The organism is Bradyrhizobium sp. WSM4872 (assembly GCF_055811715.1).
The window spans coordinates 111984-137755 of the sequence record NZ_JBVVPT010000020.1 but is presented as its reverse complement, the minus strand read 5'-3'; the positions used below and the strand labels follow the sequence as shown (position 1 = coordinate 137755).

General features: G+C 64.4%; 25 protein-coding genes. 8 read left to right on the top strand and 17 right to left on the bottom strand.

Annotated elements, in window-relative coordinates:
• Nucleotides 1-179: 179 nt before the first annotated feature.
• Nucleotides 180-443 carry a DUF7662 domain-containing protein gene (locus AC0L3C_RS24640; protein ID WP_473265390.1) on the bottom strand — a complete coding sequence of 88 codons (264 nt, stop codon included), beginning with the start codon at nucleotides 441-443 and terminating at the stop codon, nucleotides 180-182.
• Between the two features lie 143 nt (nucleotides 444-586).
• Between AC0L3C_RS24640 and AC0L3C_RS24635 the strand changes: the two genes are divergently transcribed.
• Entirely contained in the window at nucleotides 587-2083 is a 1497-nt protein-coding gene (locus AC0L3C_RS24635) for a sensor domain-containing diguanylate cyclase (RefSeq protein WP_473409171.1), read from the top strand.
• A gap of 89 nt (nucleotides 2084-2172) precedes the next feature.
• Here the strand turns inward: AC0L3C_RS24635 and AC0L3C_RS24630 are convergent, their stop codons facing one another.
• Nucleotides 2173-3048 (bottom strand): UTP--glucose-1-phosphate uridylyltransferase, encoded by an 876-nt coding sequence (locus AC0L3C_RS24630; RefSeq protein ID WP_027515491.1) that lies wholly within the window; start codon nucleotides 3046-3048, stop codon nucleotides 2173-2175.
• A 202-nt stretch (nucleotides 3049-3250) separates the two neighbouring features.
• On the opposite strand from AC0L3C_RS24630, the gene AC0L3C_RS24625 reads away from it, so the two are divergent.
• On the top strand, nucleotides 3251-4648 hold the full coding sequence (locus AC0L3C_RS24625) for a lytic murein transglycosylase (RefSeq protein WP_473265396.1): 1398 nt from the start codon (nucleotides 3251-3253) through the stop codon (nucleotides 4646-4648).
• Between the two features lie 178 nt (nucleotides 4649-4826).
• A complete protein-coding gene (locus AC0L3C_RS24620) occupies nucleotides 4827-6515 on the top strand; it encodes an SGNH/GDSL hydrolase family protein (protein ID WP_473409170.1) in 1689 nt (562 codons plus the stop codon).
• Nucleotides 6516-6651: 136 nt separating this feature from the next.
• On the opposite strand, the gene AC0L3C_RS24615 is transcribed toward AC0L3C_RS24620, so the two are convergent.
• On the bottom strand, nucleotides 6652-7026 hold the full coding sequence (locus AC0L3C_RS24615; RefSeq protein ID WP_473409169.1) for a CsbD family protein: 375 nt from the start codon (nucleotides 7024-7026) through the stop codon (nucleotides 6652-6654).
• 73 nt (nucleotides 7027-7099) lie between these two features.
• Nucleotides 7100-7837 (bottom strand): SDR family NAD(P)-dependent oxidoreductase, encoded by a 738-nt coding sequence (locus AC0L3C_RS24610; RefSeq protein WP_473280131.1) that lies wholly within the window; start codon nucleotides 7835-7837, stop codon nucleotides 7100-7102.
• Nucleotides 7838-7936: 99 nt separating this feature from the next.
• Between AC0L3C_RS24610 and AC0L3C_RS24605 the strand changes: the two genes are divergently transcribed.
• Entirely contained in the window at nucleotides 7937-8716 is a 780-nt protein-coding gene (locus AC0L3C_RS24605) for an SDR family NAD(P)-dependent oxidoreductase (protein ID WP_473280133.1), read from the top strand.
• Between the two features lie 201 nt (nucleotides 8717-8917).
• On the top strand, nucleotides 8918-9805 hold the full coding sequence (locus AC0L3C_RS24600; protein ID WP_473409168.1) for a TauD/TfdA dioxygenase family protein: 888 nt from the start codon (nucleotides 8918-8920) through the stop codon (nucleotides 9803-9805).
• A 110-nt stretch (nucleotides 9806-9915) separates the two neighbouring features.
• Here the strand turns inward: AC0L3C_RS24600 and AC0L3C_RS24595 are convergent, their stop codons facing one another.
• A complete protein-coding gene (locus AC0L3C_RS24595) occupies nucleotides 9916-10560 on the bottom strand; it encodes a YqgE/AlgH family protein (RefSeq protein ID WP_007605477.1) in 645 nt (214 codons plus the stop codon).
• Between the two features lie 142 nt (nucleotides 10561-10702).
• On the opposite strand from AC0L3C_RS24595, the gene AC0L3C_RS24590 reads away from it, so the two are divergent.
• The 3 genes from AC0L3C_RS24590 (at nucleotide 10703) to AC0L3C_RS24580 (ending at nucleotide 14175) form a co-directional block, all read left to right on the top strand.
• Nucleotides 10703-11542, top strand: a complete 840-nt coding sequence (locus tag AC0L3C_RS24590) for a protein-disulfide reductase DsbD domain-containing protein (RefSeq protein WP_473264605.1) — start codon at nucleotides 10703-10705, stop codon at nucleotides 11540-11542.
• Nucleotides 11543-11786: 244 nt separating this feature from the next.
• Entirely contained in the window at nucleotides 11787-13154 is a 1368-nt protein-coding gene (locus AC0L3C_RS24585; RefSeq protein WP_473264604.1) for a flippase, read from the top strand.
• 196 nt (nucleotides 13155-13350) lie between these two features.
• Nucleotides 13351-14175 (top strand): sulfite exporter TauE/SafE family protein, encoded by an 825-nt coding sequence (locus tag AC0L3C_RS24580; RefSeq protein ID WP_007599859.1) that lies wholly within the window; start codon nucleotides 13351-13353, stop codon nucleotides 14173-14175.
• 141 nt (nucleotides 14176-14316) lie between these two features.
• Here AC0L3C_RS24580 and AC0L3C_RS24575 read toward each other — a convergent pair whose 3' ends face one another.
• The 12 genes from AC0L3C_RS24575 to cysG all read right to left on the bottom strand — a co-directional run bounded on the left by AC0L3C_RS24575 (nucleotide 14317) and on the right by cysG (nucleotide 25537).
• Entirely contained in the window at nucleotides 14317-15105 is a 789-nt protein-coding gene (locus tag AC0L3C_RS24575; protein WP_008137046.1) for a 3-hydroxybutyrate dehydrogenase, read from the bottom strand.
• Nucleotide 15106: 1 nt separating this feature from the next.
• Nucleotides 15107-16285, bottom strand: coding sequence for a DUF3734 domain-containing protein (locus tag AC0L3C_RS24570; RefSeq protein WP_473409167.1), 1179 nt, complete (start codon nucleotides 16283-16285; stop codon nucleotides 15107-15109).
• Between the two features lie 78 nt (nucleotides 16286-16363).
• Nucleotides 16364-16867 carry a CAP domain-containing protein gene (locus AC0L3C_RS24565; protein ID WP_473264601.1) on the bottom strand — a complete coding sequence of 168 codons (504 nt, stop codon included), beginning with the start codon at nucleotides 16865-16867 and terminating at the stop codon, nucleotides 16364-16366.
• Between the two features lie 90 nt (nucleotides 16868-16957).
• Nucleotides 16958-17995, bottom strand: a complete 1038-nt coding sequence (locus tag AC0L3C_RS24560) for a sulfate/molybdate ABC transporter ATP-binding protein (protein WP_473409166.1) — start codon at nucleotides 17993-17995, stop codon at nucleotides 16958-16960.
• The gene (gene cysW, locus AC0L3C_RS24555; RefSeq protein WP_473264599.1) at nucleotides 17985-18896 is read right to left on the bottom strand and encodes a sulfate ABC transporter permease subunit CysW; all 912 of its coding nucleotides are present in this window, start codon (nucleotides 18894-18896) and stop codon (nucleotides 17985-17987) included. Before cysW ends, AC0L3C_RS24560 begins: the two co-directional genes overlap by 11 nt.
• A 10-nt stretch (nucleotides 18897-18906) precedes the next feature.
• Entirely contained in the window at nucleotides 18907-19692 is a 786-nt protein-coding gene (gene cysT / locus AC0L3C_RS24550) for a sulfate ABC transporter permease subunit CysT (protein WP_473409173.1), read from the bottom strand.
• A gap of 87 nt (nucleotides 19693-19779) precedes the next feature.
• Nucleotides 19780-20781, bottom strand: coding sequence for a sulfate ABC transporter substrate-binding protein (locus AC0L3C_RS24545; protein WP_473264598.1), 1002 nt, complete (start codon nucleotides 20779-20781; stop codon nucleotides 19780-19782).
• Between the two features lie 120 nt (nucleotides 20782-20901).
• Nucleotides 20902-21633 carry a phosphoadenylyl-sulfate reductase gene (locus AC0L3C_RS24540; RefSeq protein ID WP_473409165.1) on the bottom strand — a complete coding sequence of 244 codons (732 nt, stop codon included), beginning with the start codon at nucleotides 21631-21633 and terminating at the stop codon, nucleotides 20902-20904.
• Nucleotides 21630-22145: a DUF934 domain-containing protein gene (locus AC0L3C_RS24535; RefSeq protein ID WP_473264596.1), complete on the bottom strand. Its 516-nt coding sequence runs from the start codon at nucleotides 22143-22145 to the stop codon at nucleotides 21630-21632. Before AC0L3C_RS24535 ends, AC0L3C_RS24540 begins: the two co-directional genes overlap by 4 nt.
• On the bottom strand, nucleotides 22132-23787 hold the full coding sequence (locus AC0L3C_RS24530; RefSeq protein WP_473409164.1) for a nitrite/sulfite reductase: 1656 nt from the start codon (nucleotides 23785-23787) through the stop codon (nucleotides 22132-22134). The genes AC0L3C_RS24535 and AC0L3C_RS24530 overlap by 14 nt, the downstream gene beginning before the upstream one ends.
• A gap of 11 nt (nucleotides 23788-23798) precedes the next feature.
• Nucleotides 23799-24116 (bottom strand): DUF2849 domain-containing protein, encoded by a 318-nt coding sequence (locus AC0L3C_RS24525; RefSeq protein WP_007605455.1) that lies wholly within the window; start codon nucleotides 24114-24116, stop codon nucleotides 23799-23801.
• Complete coding sequence (gene cysG / locus AC0L3C_RS24520) at nucleotides 24113-25537, bottom strand: siroheme synthase CysG (RefSeq protein ID WP_473409163.1); 1425 nt, start codon at nucleotides 25535-25537, stop codon at nucleotides 24113-24115. The genes AC0L3C_RS24525 and cysG overlap by 4 nt, the downstream gene beginning before the upstream one ends.
• Between the last annotated feature and the right edge of the window lie 235 nt (nucleotides 25538-25772).

The window sequence follows — 25772 nt, the reverse complement described above, 5'->3', positions numbered from 1 at the left end:
GCCTTGGCCGGTGGCCACCGGCCAAGGCGCTAAGTCACTTCCATCGCACAAATGCTGGCCGTGCAGATACAAGGGGTATCTCTCCCCGAACGCTACTCTCTTAATTGCGGATGCAACCCCTCATCCGGCGCTTCGCGCCACCTTCTCCCACAAGGGGAGAAGGGAAGAGAGCGCACGCGCTATCGCCGCCGGTCACTCTTGCGCTTCGTGAACCGCACGCTCGCACCGTCCGGCATCCGCGTCGCCACAAAGCCCGCGGCGAGGCAGGCTTCGCGCTGCGGCATCTGGATGTCCGGGCTGCGCAGGCTGTCCCACCATGAGGCACGATTCGCCGCGCGCGGCAGGGCCGCGCCGATGATCTCTTCGATCTGTTCATAGGTCAGCACGAATTCCGCCTGCTTCTGCCGCATCAGATAATCGCGCAACGCGTCGTAGTCGTTCACCGCTGTCCTCTTCGCTGTCGAAGCCCCGCTTTGCCCAAAAACGTGAGCCGCGGAAACCAATTTTTAACTCATTCCGGCAGCGCCGTCCCGGCTTAAACACTGCTCAAGCTTTCGGGCGCATTCACTAATGTCGGGAGCAAACGATGTTGTCTCGATGGCGCGACGTCACGGCCCGCCGGCCATGGCGGCTTTCGGCGAAGCTGCTGATCATTTCGTCCGTGGTGACGGTGATCGGCTTTTCCGCCATTTGCGTCAACGTCATGCTGGACATGCGCCACGGCGAGGAGGCGCTCGCCCGTCAGACGCTGGAAAACCTGGCGACGACCATCGAATCCGACATCAGCCGCAACATCGAGGTCTACGATCTGGCGCTCAAGGCGGTCGCCAGCAACATGCTGCTGCCGGAAATCGCCACGGTCTCGAAGCCGATCCGTCACCTCATCCTGTTCGACCATGCGACCACGGCGAGGCATTTCGGCGCGATCCAGGTGTTCGACGCCGACGGCCGGCTGACCATCGACGCTTCCACGCTCGATCCCGTTGTCGTGAACCGGGGCGACGAGGATTACTTCAAGGCCCATCGCGACAATCCGGACGCGGGCCTCTTCATCAGCCGGCCCATGCTGTTCCGCGGCGCTTATTCGATCGTGCTGAGCCGGCGCATCAGCGACACCGACGGCGGCTTCCTCGGCGTCGTCGCCGGATCGATCCGCTTCAGCTATTTCCACCAATTGTTCGAGCGGCTGAGCCTCGATCCCGACGACACCATCACCGTGCTCAGGCGCGACCGTACGGTCATGATGCGGCGGCCGTTTGATCTCGACGTGATCGGCACGAATCTGGCCGCCCGGCCGGTCTGGAAGGCCGAAAATCTGAAGGTCGGCGGCGCATTCGCCGGACAGGGGCCGATCGACGGCACGCCGCGGCTCTATGTCCGCAGTAGTGGGACCAGCCCGCTATTCGTGGTGGCGGGCAAGCCACTGAGCGCCGTGTTCGAACTCTGGCAGAGGGAAGCCTATCGCATCGGCGCCGTGGTGCTGGCGCTCAGCCTGTTCATGCTGGCATCGACGCTGGTGCTCGCGCGCGAGATCGGCCGGCGCGCCGAGGCCGAGCGCAAGCTCGAGGAGATGGCGACGACCGACGCGCTCACCGGCCTGAAGAACCGCCGCAAGTTCGACCAGGTCATCGACGTGGAATGGCGCCGCGCGATGCGGCAGCAGACGCCGATCGCGCTCTTGATGATCGATGCCGATCACTTCAAGGCCTACAACGACACGTTCGGCCATCAGGCCGGCGACCAGGTGCTGGTCGGCATCGCCATCTGCATTTCCGATTCGGTGAGCCGCGCAGGCGACTGCGCCGCGCGCTATGGCGGCGAGGAATTCGCCGTGCTGCTGCCGGGTACTTCGGTCACCGACGCCCTTCAGGTGGCCGAGAAGATCCGCGCCAAGGTGCAGGGCTGGTCCGACGACCACACGAGCTCGACGGTCTCCTGCGGCATCGCGAGCCTCGTTCCGACCACGGGCATGGACTGGTCGCTGCTGGTCGCCGCCGCCGACAAGGCGCTCTACGCTGCAAAAGCCGGCGGCCGCAACCAGTCGGTGGTCGCAAGCCTGCCGAAGCTGTCGCTGGTGGCTTAGATCTCGGCATTGGAGCGTGTCGCTCGCCACAACTTCCGTGTCGTCCCGGCCCCCCGTGCGCAATTGCGCACTAGGTCGGACGACGGAGACTACTGTCCCAGGTACTTCTTCATCTCCGCGATCAAACCGTCACGCAGCTCCGGCCGCTTCAGGCCGTAGGCGATGTTGGCGCGGAGGAAGCCGGGCTTGGAGCCGCAATCGTGGCGCTCGCCCTCGAACTCGACGCCGTAGAATTTTTGCGATCTGGCGAGGCCGATCATGGCGTCGGTGAGCTGGATCTCGCCGCCGGCGCCGCGCTCCTGGGTCTCCAGGATCTTGAAGATTTCCGGCTGCAGGATGTAGCGGCCGGTGATCGAAAGGTTGGACGGTGCGGTGCCCTTGGCCGGCTTCTCGACCATGCCGTCGACCTCGAACATCTTGCCGGTGCGTTTGCCGACGCCGCAGATGCCGTATTGATGGGTGAGATGGTCGGGCACCGCCTCGACCGCGATGACGTTGGATTTCTCGCCGAGCTTGCTGGCGGTGTCGATCATCTGCTTCAGGCAGCCGGGCGAATTGAGCACGAGTTCGTCGGGCAGCACGACCGCGAACGGCTCGTTGCCGACGATGTCGCGCGCGCACCAGACCGCGTGACCGAGACCGAGCGGCGCCTGCTGGCGGGTGAAGCTGACGGCGCCGGCTTCGGGCTGGTTCTGCGCCAGAACGTCCTGCTCGGTCTTCTTGCCGCGCGCGGCCAGCGTCGCATCGAGCTCGAACATCCGGTCGAAATGATCTTCGATGACACTTTTGTTGCGGCCGGTGACGAAGATGAAGTGCTCGATGCCGGCTTCCCTGGCTTCGTCATAGACGTACTGGATCAGCGGCTTGTCGACGATCGTCAGCATTTCCTTCGGCATCGCCTTGGTGGCGGGCAGGACGCGGGTGCCGAGGCCGGCAACGGGAAATACGGCTTTGCGGATTTTCATGGGATTGATCGAATACCTGAGGAACACGTGAAGGGAGCAATGGCACTTGCTAGCTTGTTTGCAGCCGCCAACAAAGGCGGATGTGGGGCCTCATCCTCACAGAGTTAAGAAAAAGGCCACCATCAAAATTTCACCTTTGTTAAGCTGTTGGCAACCGTAACCAGGCCTCCTGAGGGCGGATTTTGGCCGGACAGGTGTGGACATGATGCAATCAATGGCAGGGCTGGCAAAACGAGGCGGGTCCGTGACCGGTGCGACGATGATTGCGGCCACCCTGCTGTTCCCGCTTCCCGCCGGCGCGCAGGCTCAGAACGGTCTGTCAAATCTGTTCGGCGGTATTTTCTCCGGCCCGAACGCGGCGCCTTCGCAAGCAGCGCCCGGGCCCAGCGGCGCTCCAACGGGAGTTCAACCCTGGACCGGCGAGGACGGCGCCTCCGGCCATCCGCTGATGACAGCCGCCGCGATCCGGGAGGCCGCCGGCAACTTCAACAATTGCGTCGCAGGGATGTGGCCCGATGCCGCACGGCGCGGCATCACGCAGGAAAATTTCCAGCGTTTCACGGCAGGCCTCGCGCCCGATTTGCGCATCATGGACCTCATGGACTCGCAGCCCGAGTTCACCAAGTCGATCTGGGATTATCTCGACATCCTCGTGAACGACAACCGCCTCACCAAGGGCCGCGAGGTCCTGGCCAAATACAAAGCGCAGTTCGACGCCACTGAAAAAGCCACCGGCGTCGATCGTTATATCATCGCCTCGATCTGGGGCATCGAATCCAACTACTCGACTCAGATGGGCGACCGCAGCGTGCTGCAATCGACCGCGACGCTCGCCTGCATCGGGCGCCGGCAGGCTTACTTCAAGGACGAATTCCTCTCGGCGCTGGAGATCCTCAACCGCGGCGATCTCAGGCCCGAACAATTGCGCGGCTCCTGGGCCGGCGCCTTCGGCCCGACGCAGTTCATGCCGACCGCGTTCAAGCGCTTCGCCGTGGACGGCGACGGCGACGGACGGCGCGACGTCGTCGACAATCCCTCCGACCTGATTGCGTCGACCGCCAACAATCTGAAGAAGGACGGCTGGCAGGCCGGCCAGACCTGGGGCTACGAGGTCGTGGTGCCCCAGGGCTTCAACTACATGCTGGCCGATCGTGCCAAGGCGATGACGGTCGCGCAGTGGGAAAAGCTCGGCCTCAAGCGTCCGACCAACCAACCCTTCCCGCATCAGGCCGAGAAGGCCTATCTGCTGGCGCCGGCCGGCGCGCAAGGACCGGGCTTCCTGATGCTGCAGAACTTCCGGGTGATCATGAAGTACAACCCGGCCGAGGCTTATGCGCTGGCGATCGGCCATTTCGCCGATCGCCTCCGCGGAGGCCAGCCCTTCGTGCAGCCCTGGCCGCGGCAGGAACGCGAGCTGTCCCGGACCGAGCGGCTGGAACTGCAGCAGTTGCTGGCCCAGCGCGGCTTCTACAAGGGCACCCCCGACGGCCAGTTCGGCGGCCAGACCCGGGAGGCCCTGCGCAATTTCCAGGCCTCGATCGGGGTGCCCGCGGACGGATTTGCCTCCTCCGACGCTCTGAACCGGCTGCGCGGGCGGTAAAATCGCGCCGAAAGTAACCCTGAACAGGGATTTTGCCCGGCAACCTTGACCGGGGCGGCGGTTCGCCGTGTATGGGCCAGGATCTGAGAGAATCTGAAAAGAGAATCTGCCCGTTTGGCGCCCGATTCCGCTATTATATCGAGCCTGTCCCGATCCCTATTGCCCGTGCCGAGATCGCATGTCGAAGAAGTCCCTGCTCAAGGTGCTGACCGAGACCGGCCCGCTGATCGCGCTGGGGACGGCGCTTGCGATGCTAGTCTCGGTTGCGGGACCCGCCTCGGCGCAGTTCTTCAACTTCCCCGGCTTCGGCGGCCCGCCGCAGCGCTCGGCTCCGCCGCCACCGCGGAACGGCGGAGGCGGAGGCGGCGGATGGTTCGGAGGCGACTTCTTCGCGCCATTCCAGCAGCAACAGCCGCAAGCGCCGCGTCAGGACTTTTCGCGCGCACCGGCGCCGGCCAAGCGCGACACCATTCCCGACAGGAACGTGCTGGTGATCGGCGATGCCATGGCCGACTGGCTCGCCTACGGCCTGGAAGACGCCTACACCGAGCAGCCCGACATGGGCGTGATCCGCAAGCACAAGACCACGTCCGGCCTGATCAAGTACCAGCCCAAGGGTGAACCCTCCGACTGGACCGCTGCTGCCAAGGGCATTCTCGAGACCGAGAAGCCCGACGTGATCGTGGTGATGCTCGGCCTCAACGACCGCATCGCGATCCGCGAGGCGGCAGCACCTGACAAATCGGACAAGGCGACGGACAAGGACAAGAAGAACGACAAGGGCGCGCGCAGCAAACCACCGGCCAAGCCCGGCGATGCCAAGCCCGGCGACACCGCGGCGAAGCCTGACGACAAGCCGGCCGATGCCGACCTGCCGCAGGATGATGCCGACAACGCTGACGCACCGGCGGTCGCCGTGCCCGAGAAGACCGCGCGCAACCCGAACGGCCTCTACGAATTCCGCGACGAGCACTGGGTCGAGCTCTACGGCAAGAAGATCGAGGAGCTCGCCAACGTCCTCAAATCCAAGGGCGTGCCGGTGCTCTGGGTCGGCCTGCCCGCGATCCGCGGCCCCAAGGGCACCGCGGACATGCTGTTCCTGGATTCGCTCTATCGCGAAGGCGCGGCAAAGGCCGGCATCACTTACGTCGACGTCTGGGACGGCTTTGTCGACGAGGCCGGACGCTTCCTGCAGAAGGGTCCGGACTTCGAAGGCCAGATTCGTCAGCTCCGCAGTGGTGACGGCGTCTATTTCACGAAACCCGGCGCGCGCAAGCTCGCCCACTATGTCGAGCGCGAGATCACGCGCCTGCTCGCCGGGCGCTCCGGCCCGATCGCGCTGCCGAGCGAACCGGCGACCCCCGACACCAGTGCCGAACCCGGCAAGCCTGCGCCGCGGCCGCTGGCCGGCCCGATCGTGCCGCTGGTCGCGGCCTCGATCTCGACCGATCAATTGCTGGGTGGGCCGGGCTCGCGTCCTGCCGCCGTCGATGCGCTCGCTGCGAAAACGATGGTGAAGGGCGAGCCACTGGCCGCGCCCGCCGGCCGCGCCGACGATTATGCCTGGCCGCGCCGCGAAGTCGGCCGCGAGCAGGCCAAGGGCGATACGCCGGTCGCCACGACGACACCCGATGGCGGTACGCCGGGTGCGGCCGCAGCCATCGCGCCGCCAAAGCTTGCGCCGAAGAAGCCACCGGCGCCGCAGCAACCGGCACAGGCCGCGCCATCGATGCGCGATTTCTTCGGCTTTGGTTCGCCGCCGCCCCCGCCGCGTCAATTGGCGCCGGCGCCGCGCAATCCGAATCCCAACCCCGCGATCCCGCGTCCGCCTGGCAATGTCGGGCGATCGGCGGAAGTGTTCCGCTAGTTGATCTCATGTCCCGGACGCGGCGCAGCCGCAGAGCGGACATAGCCGTCGCAACATCCATAAAAAAGGCCCCGGCTCGGCAACGCGGCGTACACGCCGCACTGCCTCCGGGGCCTGATGCTTATCGCGCGTTGGCTTAGCCGTAATAGCGCCAGCGTGGCGGCGGACGGCGGGCGGGCCGCGCCATCAGCAGCGCGAGCGCGAAGCCGATGCCGCCGGCGACCAGCAGCGCGGCCATCGGGTTGTCCTGCACCTTCTGGGCAATCGCCTGCGAGCCGTCGCGCAAGGTTTCGGCCGGCTTGTCGTAAGCGTCCTTGGCATAGCTGGCCGCGGTGTCCGTGGCGTCACGTACGGCGTCCTTGGCCTGGCCGTAGAGATTCTGCACGGTGCCGGCGGCTTCACGTGCCTTGCCGGACGCCTGTGTCTGCGTATCGCTGGCCATATCTCCGATGGCGCCTTCCGCGCGTCCGGCGAATTCCTTGGCCGATCCGACAATCCGATCCTTATCCATGATGCTCCTCCTCGGGGGTCAGCCCAAGTAACCGATCAGGAGCGGCGCAGTTCCATCAGACTTGAAATTGGACTCAAAGAATAAGCCCGCCGTCGACGACCAGTGTCTGCCCGATGATGTAGGACGACAGCGGTGATGCCAGGAACAGCGCCGCGCCCGCCATGTCAGCCGGCGTGCCCAATCGCCGCAGCGGAATGCGTGAAAGTGCACCTTCGAGCCGCTTGGGATTGTCGGTCGTCACCTTCGTCATCTTGGTGTCGACCAGACCGGGCGCGATGCCGTTGACGCGGATGCCGTCTTCGGCCCAGGCCTCGCCCAGCGTCCGTGTCAATCCGACCGCGCCGGTCTTCGACGCGTTGTAAGCAGGATTGCCCATGGTGGAGTGATAGGCCGCGGTCGAGGACACCATGATCAGCGATCCCCGTGAGTCCCGCAACATGGAATGAAAGCGCGTGGCGCAGGCCATCAGGCTCATCAGGTTGACCTCGACGACCTTGCGAAAGCCGGCCATCTCGAACTCGCCGCGGCGATAGAGCACCGCGCCCTGTGCGAGCACCAGGATATCGAGCCGATCGAACGGCGGCTTGAACGCTTCGACCGCGCCGGCATTGCCGACGTCGAGTTGCGCGTAGGAGAGACCGGTGAGATCCGAGCCCTCCTCAGCTGAATATTCCTTCGCGTGAGCACGCGTGCCGCAGACCGCAACTTGCGCGCCCCTGACACGAAAGGCTTGCGCGATACCGTTGCCGATGCCGCTGGATCCGCCGACGACCAGCACCTGCTTGCCTGAGAAATCGAGCTCGTTCGTCATCGCTGGCCTCCCCGATCATCTTGCTTGTTTGACCTGTCTGCGGATCGATGACAGCCTTGTCAATCACAGCAAGAACAAGCAGGGCTCAGAGGAAACACCATGTCCGAGTTCAAACAGCTCAGCCGGTCCGTGAAGGGCCTGACCGTTCTCGTCACCGGCGCGGCCAGCGGCATGGGGCGTGCAACGGCCCGCGTGTTCGCCGCTGACGGCGCAAACGTTGCCGTCACCGACTATGACGAGCAGGGCGCGCTGGCCGTGACGAAGGAGGTCGCGGCAAGCGGCGGAGCCGCGAAAGCCTGGAAGCTCGACGTTGCCGACGGCGATGAGATCAAGCGCGTGGTCGGCGACGTCGCGACCCATTTCGGCGGGCTCGACATCATCGTCAACAATGCCGGCATCTCCGTGCGCGTCGCGATCGACGACGAAGCCTATGAGGACGCCTGGGCCAAGGGCCTCGCCGTGATGCTGACGGCGCATCCGCGCATCATCCGCGCCGCGCTGCCTCACTTGCGCAAGTCGAAGAGCCCGCGCATCGTCAACATCGCCTCGACCGAGGCGCTCGGCGCCACCGCGTTGCACAGCCCCTATTCGGCGGCGAAGGGCGGCGTCGCCAGCCTCACCCGCTCGCTTGCGGTGGAGCTCGGCCGCGAAGGCATCACCGTCAATTGCATCTGCCCGGGGCCGGTCCGCACCGCCATCACCGACCGGATCTCGGAAGAGCACAAGACCATCTATGCCAAGCGCCGCACTGCACTGGGCCGCTACGGCGATCCCGAGGAAGTCGCGCACATGACGCTGAGCCTGTGCCTGCCGGCAGCGTCCTTCCTCACCGGCGCGGTGATTCCGGTCGACGGCGGCCTGATGGCGCGCAACGCGTGAGCGGCACCAAAGGTGCGTAGCCTGGATGGAGCGCAGCGCAATCCGGGTTCTCACCTCGCGGGAAGACTCCCCCGGACTACGCTGCACTCCATCCGGGCTACGGGCAGCTATGCGCGCCCAGCGTTGACAACGCGGAACGCGAGAGTAACTTTTTCCTCGACAGAGCGGGACCAACCGCTCGCGGTTCGCGGGAGAAACGTCATGACGATCGCCATCCGGCAGCTTCACAAACATTTTGTCGGCGAGGTCTCTGGCCTCGACCTGCGACAACCTCTCACCGAGGCCGAGGCGCGCGAGGTTGAAGCCGCCATGGACAAATATGCGGTGCTGGTGTTCCACGACCAGGACATCACCGACGAACAGCAGATGGCCTTTGCGCTGAATTTCGGCCAACGCGAGGACGCGCGCGGCGGCACCGTCACGAAGGAAAAGGACTACCGGCTCCAGTCGGGCCTGAACGACGTCTCAAATCTCGGCAAGGACGGCAAGCCGCTGGCAAAGGACAGCCGCGCGCATTTGTTCAACCTCGGCAATTGTCTGTGGCATTCCGACAGCTCGTTTCGCCCCATCCCGGCAAAATTCTCGCTGCTGTCGGCCCGCGTGCTCAACCCGAAGGGCGGCAACACCGAATTCGCCGACATGCGGGCGGCCTATGACGCGCTCGACGACGAGACCAAGGCGGAGATCGACGACCTCGTCTCCGAGCACTCGCTGATGTATTCGCGGGGATCGCTCGGCTTCACCGAATACACCGAGGAGGAGAAGGAGATGTTCAAGCCGGTGCTGCAACGTCTCGTGCGCACCCACCCCGTCCATCGCCGCAAGTCGCTCTATCTCTCATCGCATGCCGGCAAGATCGTCGGCATGAGCGTCCCCGAAGGAAGGCTGCTGCTGCGCGATCTCAACGAGCACGCGACGCAAAGCGAGTTCGTCTACGTCCACAAATGGAAGCTGCATGATCTCGTGATGTGGGACAACCGCCAGACCATGCACCGCGTCCGCCGCTACGACCAGTCGCAGCCCCGTGACATGCGCCGTGCGACGGTGGCGGGCACGGAGCCGACGGTGCAGCAGCAGGCGGCGGAGTAGGCGCTACTCAGCAATCGGTGTCATCGCCCGGCTTGACCGGTTGAATCCGCCCTGGATGCCCCGGTCAAGCCGGGGCATGACAGCGGTGGGTGATACACAAGCAAGAGGCGCTACGCGTGCCCGGCCTCGTTCGAGAGCATGCCGGGATCAATGCCGATCTTGCGCAGCGCGCGTCCGTATTTTTCGTCAACGTCGTCGCCGAAGATCAAATCCGAATCCGCGTCGCAATGCAGCCAGCCATTGCTCTGGATTTCGGTCTCGAGCTGGCCCGGCGCCCAGCCGGCATAGCCGAGCGCCAGGATGGCATGCTTGGGGCCGGAGCCGTTGGCGATCGCGCGCAGGATGTCGACCGTCGCCGTGAGGCAGACGCCGTCGTCGATCCGGAGCGTCGCGTTCTCGATGTAGAAATCGCTCGAGTGCAGCACGAAGCCGCGGCCGGTATCGACCGGACCGCCGCGCAGCACCTTCATGCTTTCGGCATTCTCCGGCAGCTTGATGTGCTCGCCCTTGTTGATGATGCCGAGCTGCTGCAACAGCTCGGGGAAGTCGATGCTGCCGGCCGGGTGGTTGACGATGATGCCCATCGCGCCTTCGGCGGAGTGGGCGCAGAGATAGATCACCGAGCGCTCGAAGCGCTCGTCGCCCATCACGGGCATGGCGATCAACAGCTGGCCGTCGAGGTAGCCCGCCGAACTCGGGAGCGCGGGGGCTGACTTGCGGGTGCTTTCGCCCGTCCTCTTGCCTGTGGGAGCCATCGGTGAAGCACTCCGGTTTCAATTCCTATCCTGATGTCGGGCCGGCCGGCTGTCAAATCAAGGCCTGCAGGGACTTGATTCAAGTGCATCCATCACAAGCAATTCAATGGTTTGCCGTGGGGCGACCCTGTAAAGACGTACCATGCTGACAAGAGTTCCCCGGCGTGCGGCGATTGGCGTCGCGACAACCCTGCTCGCGTCGTCGCTGGCGCTTGCGGCCCATGCCGATGACGCATCGCCATGGCAGCGCGACGGACATTCCGCGGTGCGGTTGCTGGCGGGATCGCGCAGCGGCGCCGTCCTGCTCGGCGGTATCGCCTTCCAGATCCAGCCCGGCTGGAAAACCTATTGGCGCATGCCGGGCGATTCCGGCGTTCCGCCGCGCTTCGATTTCTCGAAATCCGACAACGTCGAAGCGGTGACGGTGATGTGGCCGGCCCCGCAGAAGTTCGACGACGGCGCGGGCGGCCATTCGATCGGCTATCACGACCAGATCGTGCTGCCCCTGCGGATCATCGCCAAGGCGGCCGACAAGCCGGTGACGTTGCGCGCCGAGATCAATTATGCGGTGTGCGAAAAGCTTTGCATTCCCGTCGAGGCCCGCGCCGAGCTTGGCTTCAACAGCGTCGCCTCGACCGAGGATGCCAATCTGCGTGCAGCGCTCGACACCGTGCCCAAGCCTGCCACGATCGGCGATCCCAACCCGCTCACCATACGCGACGTCAAGCGTGACGGGCCCAAGAATGTGGTGGTCGACGTGGTCGCGCCGGATGCGCGCACCGTCAATCTGTACGTGGAAGGGCCGACGCCCGATTGGGCGTTGCCCATCCCGGCGCCGGTCGAGCCCAGCCCACCGGGCGTGAAGCGGTTTTCCTTCGAACTCGATGGCCTGCCGCCGGGCGCCAAGCCCGACGGCGCAGCGCTGAAGTTCACGCTGGTCGGACCGGAGAAGTCGTACGAGTTCAATACCAATTTGGAATAGTTGTCGTCCTGGCGAACGCCAGGACCCATTACCCCAGGGATTAGTTTGGCGAAGATTCCTAGTATGGAACGGCTACCCGATCCCTCCCGATAGATCACGCGGTATGGGTCCTGGCTTTCGCCAGGACGACGTTGGGGTTGCAACACATTCCACCCAACCGAATCTTAACGAATGGTTGCTAATCCCCAGTGCGACTGCGGCAAGTCTGCCGCAGCACTCGTGCGCGCCTCGGGGACTTTTCGAATTGGCCGTGATGGATGCAGAACCCGCAACGACCGGACCTGCCGGCCTCATCGCGCGGCTGCGCGACAAATTGACGGGCGGGTCGAGCGAGGCATCGCTGACGCGGCGGCTGGCCGGCACCATCTTCGTCATCCGCGTGATCAGCGCCGGCCTTGCCTATTTCTCGCAGGTCCTGCTCGCGCGCTGGATGGGGACGTCGGACTACGGCGTCTATGTCTATGTCTGGACCTGGGTGCTGCTGCTCGGCAGCATGATGGACTTCGGCATCTCGGCCTCCGCCCAAAAGATCATTCCGGAATACCGCGCCCGTGGCGAGCATGCGCTGCTGCGCGGCTTTCTCTCGGGCAGCCGCTGGCTGACCTTTGCCGTTTCCGCACTGGTGTCGCTCGGCCTCGCCGGTGTCGTCAAATTGCTGTCGCCCTGGATCGATCCGGCCGAAGAGCTGCCGCTCTATATCGGCTGCATGACGCTGCCCGCTTTCGTCGTGGCCAACACCCAGGACGGCATCGCGCGCTCGCATGACTGGATGCAGCTCGGCCTGATGCCGCAATTCATCATCCGCCAGGCGCTGATCATCGGCATCACGGCCTGCGCCTTCCTGCTCGGCTATCATCTCGGCGCGGTCGCCGCGATGGTCGCGAGCGCCGGCGCGGTATGGATCGCGATGACCGGGCAGATGGTGGTGCTGAACCGCAAGCTCGCCGGTCACATCGAGCCGGGCTCCAAGGCCTACGACGTCGGCGGCTGGCTCGCCGTCTCGCTGCCGATCCTGCTGGTCGAAAGCTTCTACCTGCTGCTGTCCTATACCGACGTGCTGGTGCTGCAGCAGTTCCGTCCCTCCGACGAGGTCGGCGTCTATTTCGCCGTGGTGAAGACGCTGGCGCTGGTCTCCTTCATCCACTACGCGATGTCGGCGACAACAGCGCATCGTTTTGCCGAGTACAACGCAAGCGGCGACAAGGCGCGGTTGTCGGCTTACGTGGCGCATGCCATCAACTGGACGTTCTGGCCGTCGCTGGCGGCGACCATCGTGCTGCTCGCGCTCGGCAAGCCGCTGCTCTGGCTGTTCGGGCCGCAATTCGTGGTCGGCTATGACATCATGTTCGTCGCCGCGATCGGCCTCGTGGTCCGATCCGCGATCGGTCCGGTCGAACGGCTGCTCAACATGCTCGGCCAGCAGAAGATCTGCGCGCTGGCCTATGCGCTGGCCTTTGCGATGAACCTGGTGCTCTGCATCGCGCTGGTGCCGCGCTTCGGCGGCCATGGCGCGGCGGCCGCGACCTCCATCTCGCTCAGTTTCGAGACGGTGCTGCTGTTCTGGATCGTGCGACAGCGGCTCGGCCTGCACGTGCTGGCGTTCGGGAAATAGGATCAGCGTCCCGCTCCTTCGCGCTTCCGCTGGGGAACAACCGTTTCGCGGCACGCTGATAGACGCGGCTAAACTCCTGCCTGTTTAAGAGTGACAGCACGATTTTTCTTATTGCCCCCAAGTAGTTGCACCGCAGGGAAAGTTTATTCTACGTCATATTGCCCAACTGACGAGATAAACCTAAGATTCCCTGGACATGATCGATCCACTCTACGTCGCCTCCGGTTTCGGCGTCGGCCTGCTGGTCGGGATGACCGGCGTCGGCGGCGGTTCGTTGATGACGCCGCTGCTGATCCTGCTGTTCGGGATTCATCCATCGACCGCGGTCGGCACCGACCTGCTCTATGCCGCCGCCACCAAGACCGGCGGCAGCGTGGTGCATGGCTGGTCGCGCAGCGTGCACTGGCCAGCGGTGCTGCGGCTCGCCTGCGGCAGCCTTCCGGCGAGCGCGCTGACGCTGCTGGTGCTGTGGAAGCTCGACCTCAAGAGCGATTCCGAGCGCAATCTCGTCAACCTCGTGCTCTGCTTCGCACTGCTGCTGACTGCGACCTCGCTGATTTTCCGCAGATCGATCATGGAGCGCTATCGCCGGCGTCTGGAGCAGGTCGATGACCGCACCACCGCGATTGCGACGGTCGTCACCGGAATCGTGCTCGGCGTGCTGGTCTCGATTTCATCGGTCGGCGCGGGCGCGGTCGGCGTCACCGTTCTGCTGCTGCTCTATCCGCGCCTGCCGGTGGCGACCATCGTCGGCTCCGACATCGCCCATGCGGTGCCGCTGACGCTGATCGCCGGCATGGGGCACTGGGCGCTTGGCGACGTGGATTGGGCGCTGATGGGCGTGCTGCTGTTGGGCTCGCTGCCCGGCATCGTCGTCGGCAGCTTCAGCGCGACGCGCGTGCCCGAGACGGTGCTGCGCCTGACACTTGCCTGCGTGCTGTTCGTGGTCGCCGGCAAGATCATGTTCGCGGAGCTGCACCTGTCCTCGGCGTTCGAGACGGCGCTGGCCTGGACGCACTGAACGGAGAACGGCCGCACCACTCTCGCTGTCATCGCCCGGCTTGACCGGGCGATCCAGCACGCCGAGACGGCTGTGGTTGTACCGAGACGCCGCGGCGTACTGGATGCCCCGGTCAAGCCGGGGCATGACGAAGAGCGCTGTCTACTCCGCGGTCCAGCCGCCGTCGATCGACAGGTTGGTGCCGGTGATCTGCGCGGCATCGTCGCCGCACAGGAACAGCGCAAGGGCTGCGACCTGCTCGGAGGTGACGAACTCCTTGGTCGGCTGCGCGTCGAGCAGCACGTCGTTGATGACCTGCTCGCGCGTGAGGTTGCGGGCCTTCATGGTGTCGGGGATCTGCTTCTCCACCAGCGGCGTCCAGACGTAGCCCGGGCTGATGCAGTTGCAGGTGATCTTGTGGGTCGCGACTTCCAGCGCCACGGTCTTGGTCAGACCAGCGATGCCGTGCTTGGCCGACACATAGGCCGACTTGAAGGGCGAGGCGACCAGCGAGTGCGCGGAAGCAGTATTGATGATGCGGCCCCAGCCCTTCTTCTTCATGCCGGGGACGGCGGCGCGAATGGCATGGAAGGCCGAGGACAGGTTGATCGCGATGATCTGGTCCCACTTCTCCGGCGGGAATTCCTCGATCGGCGAGACGAACTGGATGCCGGCGTTGTTGACGAGGATGTCGACCGAACCAAAGCTCTTCTCGCCGAGCGCGATCATCCCGGCGATCTCGGCCGGCTTGGTCATGTCGGCGGGCGAATAGACCGCCTTCACGCCGAAATCAGACTCGATCTTGGCGCGCTCCTTCTCGATGTCCTCCGGCGAGCCGAACCCGTTGATGACGACATTGGCGCCGGCGGCGGCGAAGGCGCGCGCATAGGCAAGCCCGATGCCGCTGGTCGACCCCGTCACGACGGCGTTCTTGCCTGACAGACTTCCCATATTACTCGCTCCTTTTTGGCGGGGGCGCAGTGACGTCCCCCGTGAGATCGTAGGTCACCATGGTCTCGCCCGATTGCGGCCGCTCGAGCCAATCCTTGTGGCGCATCGACAGATGCACGTCACGCACGCCGGCTTCCCAATGCTCGACCATGGCGACATGCGAAAAATCGTAATCCTTGGACGAGGATTCGTAATTCTTGCTGCGATAGATCAGGTGCACGACAGTAACGGTGCTTTCGCGCGATACCTTGGCAAGGAATTCCACGGAAGGGTCGTTCTTGAGATAATCGGGCAATTTGGAAATCAGGTCGCGCACGGCCCTGCGGGCGTTGTGCACCTGCTTGTTCTTGTCCGTGTTCATCCGCGTGCGGCTGGAGAAGCGGATATCCTTCTCGCGCTCGTTGGCTTCGAGCAGCGAGGTCGGCAGGTCGCCGCGGGCGCTGAACAGGTCGACCTGGAAGATCAGGAGATCGCGATCGACCTCGGCATCGAGCACGTAGTCGAGCGGCGTGTTGGAGGCGATACCGCCGTCCCAATAATGCTCGCCGTCGATCACGACGGACGGAAAGCCGGGCGGCAGCGCGCCGGAGGCCATGATGTGCTCGGGGCCGATTTTCTTGCCGAGCTTCCTGAACTCGAAATTGTCGAAATATTTGAAATTGCCGGAGGTGACGCCGACCGCACCGACCGAGAGCCGCGTCTTCAGATCGTTGATGCGGTCGAAATCCACCAGACGCTCCAGCGTCTTCTTCAGCGGTGCCGTGTCGTAATAGCTTTCCGCCTCGGGATGGCCCGGCGGCCACATCGGCGCGGGCGGCATGCGCGGGACGAAGAAGCCGGGCACGCCGAAGGTCGCGATCAATGCGGCGCTGGTCGAGTTGAACAGCTCTCGGCTGTGATCGCTCTTGCCGATCGGCTTCCACGGCACCGGCGCGGAGACCATTTCCCAGAATTCCTTGAGCCGCTTGACGCGCGTCTGCCCTTCGTTGCCGGCGATGATCGCGGCGTTGACCGCGCCGATCGAGATGCCGGCGACCCAGTCCGGCTCGAAGCCGGCGTGGCAGAGCGACTGATAGGCGCCGGCCTGATAGGAGCCGAGCGCGCCGCCGCCCTGGAGGACCAGGACACGTTGCGCGTTTGCCGGGATAGTTGCGACTTCTGGGCTATGATGATCGGACATGCGGGAACAATAGCAGATGGCGAGCGACCGTGGCGACAGTCTGCCGCGGCGTCAATGCATCCCGGGATCAAGTCTGGCTTATCGGGCGTCCGTCGAGGCCAGGATCATGGTCCAGAACACCTTGTATTTGGTGCCGGGAGCATAGCCCGCCGCGATGCCCAATTTTGTGACACCGCTCTTGAGCATGTTGGCGCGGTGCGGGGGCGAGTCGCGCCAGCCGGAAAACGCTTCCGCCAGCGTATGATAGCCGGCCGAGACGTTCTCGACCGCAACGGTCGCCGGATAGCCGCCGGCGCTGAGGCGCTTGGCCAGCGGCGCGCGGACGTCATGATCCATCTTGTTGGCCGCAGCCATGGCCTGGGACTGGGATTCGGCGAGACTCATCAGGGCAGGATCGATCACCACGGTGCCGAGCCCGTTGTTCTGGCGGTATTGCGAGATCATGATCGCTGCCGCCTGCGCATCGAGTTTGGAGCCCGGAACGGACATATCGGCATACATCGAAGGCTGCTGGACCGGTGCCTCGTTGCCGGCGCAGCCGGCGAGCAGCAAAAGGATTGATATCGCGGCCGCGGCGCGCATGAACAGGAGCCCCCAAATCAGGCGCCGTTGTTGCATACCAACCGTGGCTGAAAGGTGAATATTGAGGAAAAATTGACCCGTTTAGCCAGCTCAGGTGCCCGCAAAGATCCGGTAGCGGCGGGGCTCCAGGCCGATCGCATCGCCGGCGCGCAGTTCCCTGTCGCGGGGAGCGTCGATCTCGATGGTCCCTCCGCCTGATAGGGCCACCTCGGCCCGCTGCACGGGGCCGAAATTCCGGACATGCTGCACGGCGCCCTCGAAGGCACCGCTGCCGGATGGGCCAACCAGCATGTCGTGTCGCCGCACGAACAGTCTTGACGCGCCAGGCGCAAGGCCATCTGCCGCGAGCCGCAGCGGCCGGTCGCCGAGCGTGATGAGACCGTCCGCGATCAGGACCGGAAGCTCGATGGATTCGCCAATGAAGCTGTGGACGAAGGCGGTCGCCGGGCTCTCATAGACGTCGTCGGGCGAGCCGATCTGCTCGATCCTTCCCTTGTCCATCACCACCACGCGGTTGGCGACTTCGAGCGCCTCCTCCTGGTCATGGGTGACGAAGATCGAGGTGACGTTGATCTCGTGGTGCAGCGAGCGCAGCCATTTGCGCAGCTCCTTGCGCACCTTGGCATCAAGCGCGCCGAAGGGCTCGTCGAGCAGCAGGATGCGAGGTTCGATCGCGAGCGCGCGCGCCAGCGCGATGCGCTGGCGCTGGCCGCCGGAGAGCTGGCTCGGATAACGGTCGGCGAGCCAGTCGAGCTGCACGAGATCGAGCAGCTCCTTGACCCGCGCACGGATGGCCGCTTCGTCCTTGCGGATCGCGCGCGGCTGCACGCGCAGCCCGAAGGCGACGTTCTCGAACACCGTCATGTGGCGGAACAGCGCGTAGTGCTGGAATACGAATCCGACGTGCCGCTCGCGCGCGCCCTGCGCCAGCGCGTCCTCGCCGTTGAAAGACACCTCACCGGAATCCGGCCAGTCGAGACCGGCGATGATCCGCAGCAGCGTTGTTTTACCCGAGCCAGATGGACCGAGCAGCGCCAGCAGCTCGCCGTCATTGACCTTGAGGTCGACGCCGTCGAGGGCTGCGAAGCTGCCGAACTTCTTGACGAGATTCCTGACTTCAATGCTCACTTGCGTCGTGTCCTTCGTCGAGATGATTTTCCAGAACGGTCTTGGCGATCAGCGTGATCAGCGCCAGCATCGCCAGCAGCGAGGCGATCGCGAACGCCGCGACGAACTGGTATTCGTTGTAGAGAATCTCGACCAGCAGCGGCATCGTGTTGGTCTCGCCGCGAATATGGCCGGAGACGACGGAGACCGCGCCGAACTCGCCCATCGCCCGCGCGTTGCAGAGCAGGACGCCGTAGAGCACGCCCCATTTGATGTTGGGCAGCGTGACGCGGAAGAAGGTCTGCAGGCCCGAGGCGCCGAGCGAGATTGCGGCCTCCTCCTCCTGCGTGCCCTGCTCCTGCATCAGCGGGATCAACGCACGCGCCACGAAGGGGAAGGTCACGAAGGTGGTCGCAAGCGCGATGCCGGGCACCGCGAACAGGATCTGGATGTCATGATCGCGCAGCCAGCCGCCGAAATAGCCCTGTGCGCCGAACAGCAGCACGAAGACGAGGCCCGAGATGACGGGGCTGACCGAGAACGGCAAATCGATCAGCGTGATCAGGAAGGTCTTGCCCGAGAATTCGAACTTTGCAATCGCCCAGGCCGCGACCAGGCCGAAGACGAGATTGAGGCCGACGGAAATTGCCGCCACCAACAGCGTCAACTTGATCGCGGACAGCGCCTCCGGATCGGCCAGCGCGGCGAAATAAGCGAATATTCCCTTCGAGAACGCCTGCGCGAACACCACGACCAGTGGCAGCACGACGAAGACTGAGAGAAAGGTCATCGCCAGCGCGATGATGACGATGCGGACCGCGCGCGGTTCGGTGCGCAGGTTGTTCCGCGCGGCCGCCGCATGCGCGCGTGCCTTGGCGTCGGGGGCCGAGAGTGGGACGGAATCTGCGATCTGCATCGTCATGGTCCCGTCCTCACCGCACCGGAATCCGGCTCTGCGCCCAGCGCTGGAGCCGATTGACGGCGAAGATAATGACGAAGGACACGACCAGCATGACCACCGCGATGGCGGTCGCATCGGCATAGCGGAATTCGGACAACCGGATCACGATCAGCAGCGGCGCGATCTCGGAGACGTTCGGCAGATTGCCGGCGATGAAGATCACCGAACCGTATTCGCCGACCGCGCGCGCGAAGGCGAGCGCCAGCCCCGTGAGCAGCGCCGGCCCGAGCGAGGGCAGGATCACGCGAATGATGGTCTGCCAGCGGCTCGCGCCGAGGCTGCCCGCGGCCTCCTCGATCTCGGGATCGAGATCCTGGAGCACCGGCTGCACGGTGCGCACCACGAAGGGGATGCCGATGAAGATCATGGCGACGAAGATGCCGACGGGCGTGAACGCCACCTTGATGCCGGCCGCCGCAAGTGGCGCGCCGAGCCAGCCCTTTTCGGCGAACAACGCAGTCAGCGCGACGCCGGCGACCGCGGTCGGCAGCGCAAAGGGCACGTCGACGATGGCATCGAACAGCCGCCTTCCCGGGAAGCGGTAGCGCACCAGCGCCCAGACGATGATGCTGCCCATCACGAGATTGACGCAGGCGGCCGCGAAGGCGAGTCCAAAGGACACGCGCAAGGCATTCAGGGTGCGGCGGCTGGAGAGGATGTTCCAGAACTGCTCCGGGCTCAGCTCGAGCGATTTCACGAACAGGCCGGCGAGCGGAATCAGGATGATGATCGACAGCCATGACAGCGTCAGCCCCATCGTGAGACCGAAGCCCGGCAATGTCCGGCGTCGTGCTGCGATTGCGCTCACCAGGCCCCCTGTTTAAGCCCCGCCGACAGCGCCCGATCAGTTCTTGTAGATCTGATCGAAGACGCCGCCGTCGGCAAAATGTTCCCTCTGCGCCTTGGTCCAGCCGCCGAAAAGTTCGTCGATCGTGAACAGCTCGACCTTTGCGAAGGAGTTTTCGTGTTTTTTGGCGATCTCGGGATCGCGCGGACGATAGAAATTACGCGCCGCGATTTCCTGACCTTCCTTGGTATACCAATATTGCAGGTAGGCGTCGGCGACGCTACGGGTGCCTTTTTTATCGGCAACCTTGTCGACGATCGTGACCGGCGGTTCCGCCAGGATCGAGAGCGGCGGCGCCACGATCTCGAATTTCTCCGGACCGAATTCCTTCAGCGCGAGGTACGCCTCGTTCTCCCAGGCGAGCAACACGTCGCCAACGCCGCGCTCGACGAAGGTCACGGTCGCGCCGCGCGCCCCGGTGTCGAGCACCGGCACCTGCTGATAGAGCTTTCCGATGAAATCCTTGGCTTTGTCCGCCGAACCGTATTTCTTCTGCGCAAAGCCCCAGGCCGCCAGATAATTCCAGCGCGCGCCGCCTGATGTCTTCGGGTTCGGCGTGATCACGGCGACGCCCGGCTTGAGCAGATCGTCCCAGTCCTTGATGCCCTTGGGATTGCCCTTGCGGACCAGGAACACGATGGTCGAGGTATAGGGCGAGGAATTTTGCGGCAACCGCTTCTGCCAGTCAGCCGTCGTGAGGCCTTTGCCTGCGATGGCGTCGATGTCGTAGGCGAGCGCAAGCGTCACCACGTCGGCCTGCAATCCGTCGATCACGGCGCGCGCCTGCGAACCGCTGCCGCCATGCGACTGCTTGATCTCGACGCTCTTGCCGGTTTCCTTCTGATAGGCACTCGCGAACGCCTTGTTGAACTCGACATAGAGCTCACGCGTCGGATCGTACGATACGTTCAGCAGATTGATGTCAGCGGCGAGAGCCGAGCTTGCCAACAAGCCTGTCACGAGCAGTCCTGCCGCGAGCGGAACGATACGGCGCATCATGTCCATCTCCATTCACATCAATGACGTCGGCGTCATCGATGGCAGGCATAACTCGGGGCGAAACGCGCTTAAGTCAACGGAACCGGATTTTCTTGTTCGTAGCCGGGCAGCGTAACTTTGCTACGAAGTCTTCATCGTGTGGATGCCGCATTCCGTCTTGGCCCGACCGCGCCAGCGACCGGCACGCTCATCCTCGCCCTCAGTCGTTCTGCTCGTGCAAGGCATACACCCAACCGACAGGAAACCGGACGCAACCAGCGGATGACGCGGCAATTTGGCGCGGACGAAAATCGCTTCGAGTTCCTCGCGCGAAACATTGGCAAAGGGATTGAACTTCAACCGCGCACCATCGTCCTCGACCACCGGGATGTCGGCGCGCGAGTTGCCCTGGAAGCGCTTGCGACCGTTGAGCCATGCATCGAACGGTGTCAGCGCCCGCGCCAGCGGCTCGACCTTGCGAATACGGCAGCAGGCGTCGGGATCGGAGAACCAGAGGTCGCGATCGGGATCTTCGCGCGACAGCGTCTCCTCGGCAGGTTTGACAGAGCGGACGTCCTTCAGGCCCAGCGTCGCGATCAGCGTGTCGCGATAGGCCAGCGTCTCCTCGAACAGCCAGCCGGTGTCGAGGAAGATCACGGGGATCGCCGGATCGACGTCGGCCATGACCTTCAGCAGCGTCGCCGATTCCGTCCCGAAGGACGACACCAGCGCAAGCTTGTCGCGCCCGACCGTCTTCAGCGCAGCGGCGATGATTTCGGCGGGCGAGGCATCGCGCAAGGCGCGATCGAGCTCCTCCGCCGAAGGCAGCGCAGAGGCGGAGATTGACGAAACTGGAGACGCGACTGCGTTCACGTGCCGACCCCCTCGGAATGACGCAGTTGCATGCGCCGGTGCAGCGCCGTGATGCGGCCGTCACCGGTGGGCTGGTAAAAGACCGAGTAGCGCTTCGCGGTCTGCATGAAGGCTTCCGCGTCGGCCTGCTTCCTGACGTCGAAAGAATCGAAGCCCGCACGCAGCATGAACACGAACTGGTCCCGCAGGATCTGGCCCGTCGCACGCAATTCGCCGCGATAATTGTAACGCTCGCGCAGCAGCCGCGCCTGGCTGTAGGCGCGTCCGTCGCGGAAGGTCGGGAACACCAGCGCGACGACGGCGATCTTGCCGAGATAGGGCACCAGCTCGGCGATGTCGCGATTGTTCGGCCAGATCACACCGATTTTGCCGGTCCTCTTGAGCAACGCATCCGCGTCGCCGACGAAGCGCTCCGCCGGCACCAGGATGTCGCCGCCCTCGGGCAGCGGCGTGTCGACGGCGAGCTTGACGAAGCTGTCGTCGGCGATCTTTCCGCCGTTAACGAGTGGCATAAACGCGCTCCTTGAAGGGTTCGACGCCGAGGCGCTTCACGGTGTCCATGAACAGCTCTTCGGGCCGCTCGCGCAGCGCCAGATAAGCTTCCACGATATCCTCTACGACATCGGCGACCTCGTCGAACTTGACGCCGGGGCCGATCAGATTGCCGAGCGCGGCACTCTCGTCGGCGCGTCCGCCGATGGTGATCTGGTAGACTTCCTCGCCGTTCTTCTCAACGCCGAGAATGCCGATATGGCCGACATGGTGATGGCCGCAGGCGTTGATGCAGCCGGAGATGTTGATGTGGAGACGGCCGATCAGATTGGCCAGTTCGTGATTGGCGAAGCGCCGCGTCAATTCCTGCGCGATCGGGATCGAGCGCGCATTGGCCAGCGAGCAATAGTCGAGACCCGGGCAGGCGATGATGTCGGTGATCAGATTGACGTTCGGGGTCGCGAGGCCAAGCTTGTCGAGCGCCTTCCACAGCGCCGCCAGGTCGCGCTTGGCGACATGCGGCAAAGCAAGGTTCTGCTCGTGGCCGACGCGGATCTCACCGAACGAATATCTGTCGGCGAGATCGGCGACCGCATCCATCTGGTCGGCGGTGGCATCGCCCGGAGGCGCGCCGATCGGCTTCAGCGAGATCGTGACGATGGAATAGCCCTGGACCTTGTGCGGAGCGACCGAGTTCTTGCGCCATGCCTCGAAATCCGGATCGGCCGCGGCCTGGCGCAGCTCGTCCGGCATGTGCGGCAGCTTCTCGTAGGCGGGATAAGTGAAGCGCGAGCGGATGTCCTCGACCACTTCGTCGTCGATCTGGAGCGAGGAGTTGCGGATGTGCTGCCACTCCTCCTCGACCTCGCGCGAGAACTTCTCGATGCCGAGCTCGTGCACGAGGATCTTGATGCGCGCCTTGTAGATGTTGTCGCGGCGGCCGTACTGATTGTACACCCGCAGAATTGCCTCGATATAGCTGAGGATGTCGCGGCCGTGCGCGAAATGCTTGATGGTCTTGCCGATGAAGGGCGTGCGGCCGAGTCCGCCGCCGACCAGCACCTCGAAGCCCGTCTCTCCCTTCTCGTTCTTGATCAGGCGCAGGCCGATATCGTGGATCTTGATCGCGGCGCGATCATGGTCCGACGCGGTGATCGCGATCTTGAACTTGCGCGGCAGGAACGAGAATTCCGGGTGCAGCGTGGTGTGCTGGCGGATCAGCTCCGACCAGATGCGGGGATCCTCGATCTCGCCGGGCGCGACGCCTGCCCACTGGTCCGATGTGACGTTGCGCATGTTGTTGCCGGAGGTCTGCATCGCATGGATGCCGACCTCGGCGAGATCGGCCAGCGCATCCGGCAATTCGGCGAGCTTGATCCAGTTGAACTGGATGTTCTGCCGCGTCGTGAAATGGCCGTAGCCGCGGTCGTATTTGCGCGCGACGTGGGCGAGCGCCCGCAACTGGTTGGACGCCAGCGTCCCGTAGGGGATCGCGACCCGGAACATGTAAGCGTGCAGTTGCAGATAGACGCCGTTCTGCAGCCGCAGGATCTTGAACTCGTCCTCGGTGAGCTCGCCGGACAGGCGGCGCTTCACCTGGTCGCGGAATTCCGAGACGCGCTCGTTGACGAGCGTACGGTCGATTTCGTCGTAAGCGTACATGAGAGAATGCCTTAAACCTGGACCGGCTGTCCGATGGTCACGCCGGTGCGGCGGATCTGTTCGCGCAGATTGCCGGGCTCGATCTTGCCGTCCGCGCCGACCTGCACCGGCGCGATATAGGGACCGATTGCGCCGACGTCATCGGCCACGGACTCCGCAAGCAACGCTTTCGCCTCGTCGGAGTTGCGCACGATCGCGGCTTCCGACAAGTCCGCGGACCAGCTCTTGGCGGCGGTGCGGTAAACCACGATGCCGTCCCAGGTGCGGTTGGCGGTCACGACCGAGGGGCCGGCGATCTTGATCTTCTTCTGTTCAAGCGGGGAGGTCATTCGGCTGCATCCAATAGGTCAGAGATGATTTGTTTTGGGGTTTGGCGACGAAGCGAACCGGCATGCCGGACCACATCGCCGATGATGAGAATGGCGGGACCGCCGTTGGTCCGGCGGACCAGCTCAGGCAGGTCGCGCAGCGTGCCGATCGCGCCTTGCGCATCGGGCCGCGTGACGCGGGCGAACACGCCGACCGGCGTCTCCGGCGAACGACCGGCGGCCAAGAGGCCGGCCCGTATCGCCGGCGCAGCCGTCATGCCCATGTAGACCACGACGGTCATCCTGGCGTCGGTCAGTGTCGACCAGTCCACGACTTCCGCGTCGCGCGCCTTGTGCGCGGTGAGGAAGGTGATGCGGGTCGCTTCGTTCCGATAGGTGAGCGGCACCTCGAAATCGGCGGCACCGCCGAGCCCTGCGGTGATGCCGGGAATGATCGAATAGGCAACGCCGGCGGCACGCAACGCTTCGACTTCTTCGCCGCCGCGGCCGAACACGAACGGATCGCCGCCCTTCAGCCGCACCACACGCTGGCCGGATTGGGCGGCCTCGATCATGCGCTTGTTGATGGCGTCCTGCCCGATGCCGGGCTTGCCGACGCGGCGGCCGACCGGCACGCGCGTGGTGTCACGGCGGATGCGGTCGAGAATTTCAGGCGAGACCAGCTCGTCATGGAAGACGATGTCGGCATCCTGGAGCGCGCGCAGCGCCTTGATGGTGAGCAAATCCGGATCCCCCGGACCGGCGCCGACCAGCGCGACCGAGCCTTCCGGCTTGTCGGCCCGCGCGAACGCGGATGGATCGGCAATAGCCTTGAGCGCAGCGTCCGCCTCGCCTTTGCGGCCGGCCAGAACGGCGGCGCCGATCGGGCCGTCGATGACGCGCTCCCAGAACCGGCGGCGCAGCGGAAACTCGGCAATACGTTCGTTGATGGATTTACGGAAGCCGCCGATGAACTCGGCGAGTTCGCCGATGCGCGCCGGCAGCAGCGCCTCGATCTTCTCGCGCACGCGCCGCGCCACCACCGGCGACGTGCCGCCAGTGCCGATAGCGACCACGACATCGCCGCGATCGACGATCGCCGGGAAGATGAAGCTCGAATGCTCGAGATCGTCCATGACATTGACGGGCAGGCCGAGCGCCTTGGCGCGGACCGACATCGCCACGCCGACATCGCCTGCGCCGGCGCAAACGACCGCGATGATTCCCGAGAGATCGGCGGTCAGCGGATCGGCCGCCGCAATGTCGATACGCGCGGCGTCCTCGGAGCTCAGACCCAGGTCCTGATTGCCGTCGATCGCATGCACGCGAATGCGCGCACCGGCCGCAGTGAGCACGCGCAGCTTGGCGCGCAAAAGCTCACCCGCGCCGATGAGGACCACCGGACCGGCCTTGAGATCGAGGAACACGGGCAAGAACCGCATACGATACTCGCTTCCCCCACATCCGGGGTTGACTGGAATTATTTTCTATATATGTGTCGTTTCGAGCGCGCAAAGAGAAAATTTTTTCTTCTCTCTTGCACCGCAACTATAGAATTTTCGCCTCCAAACGCAAAGTGGCAGAGATGCATCTTCTCAAGGACAATTCCCCTGCTGGCGGGCTGAGCAGCCCGGCCGCGGCCGAGCGCGCGCACACGCAAGAATTTTCTGCTGACCT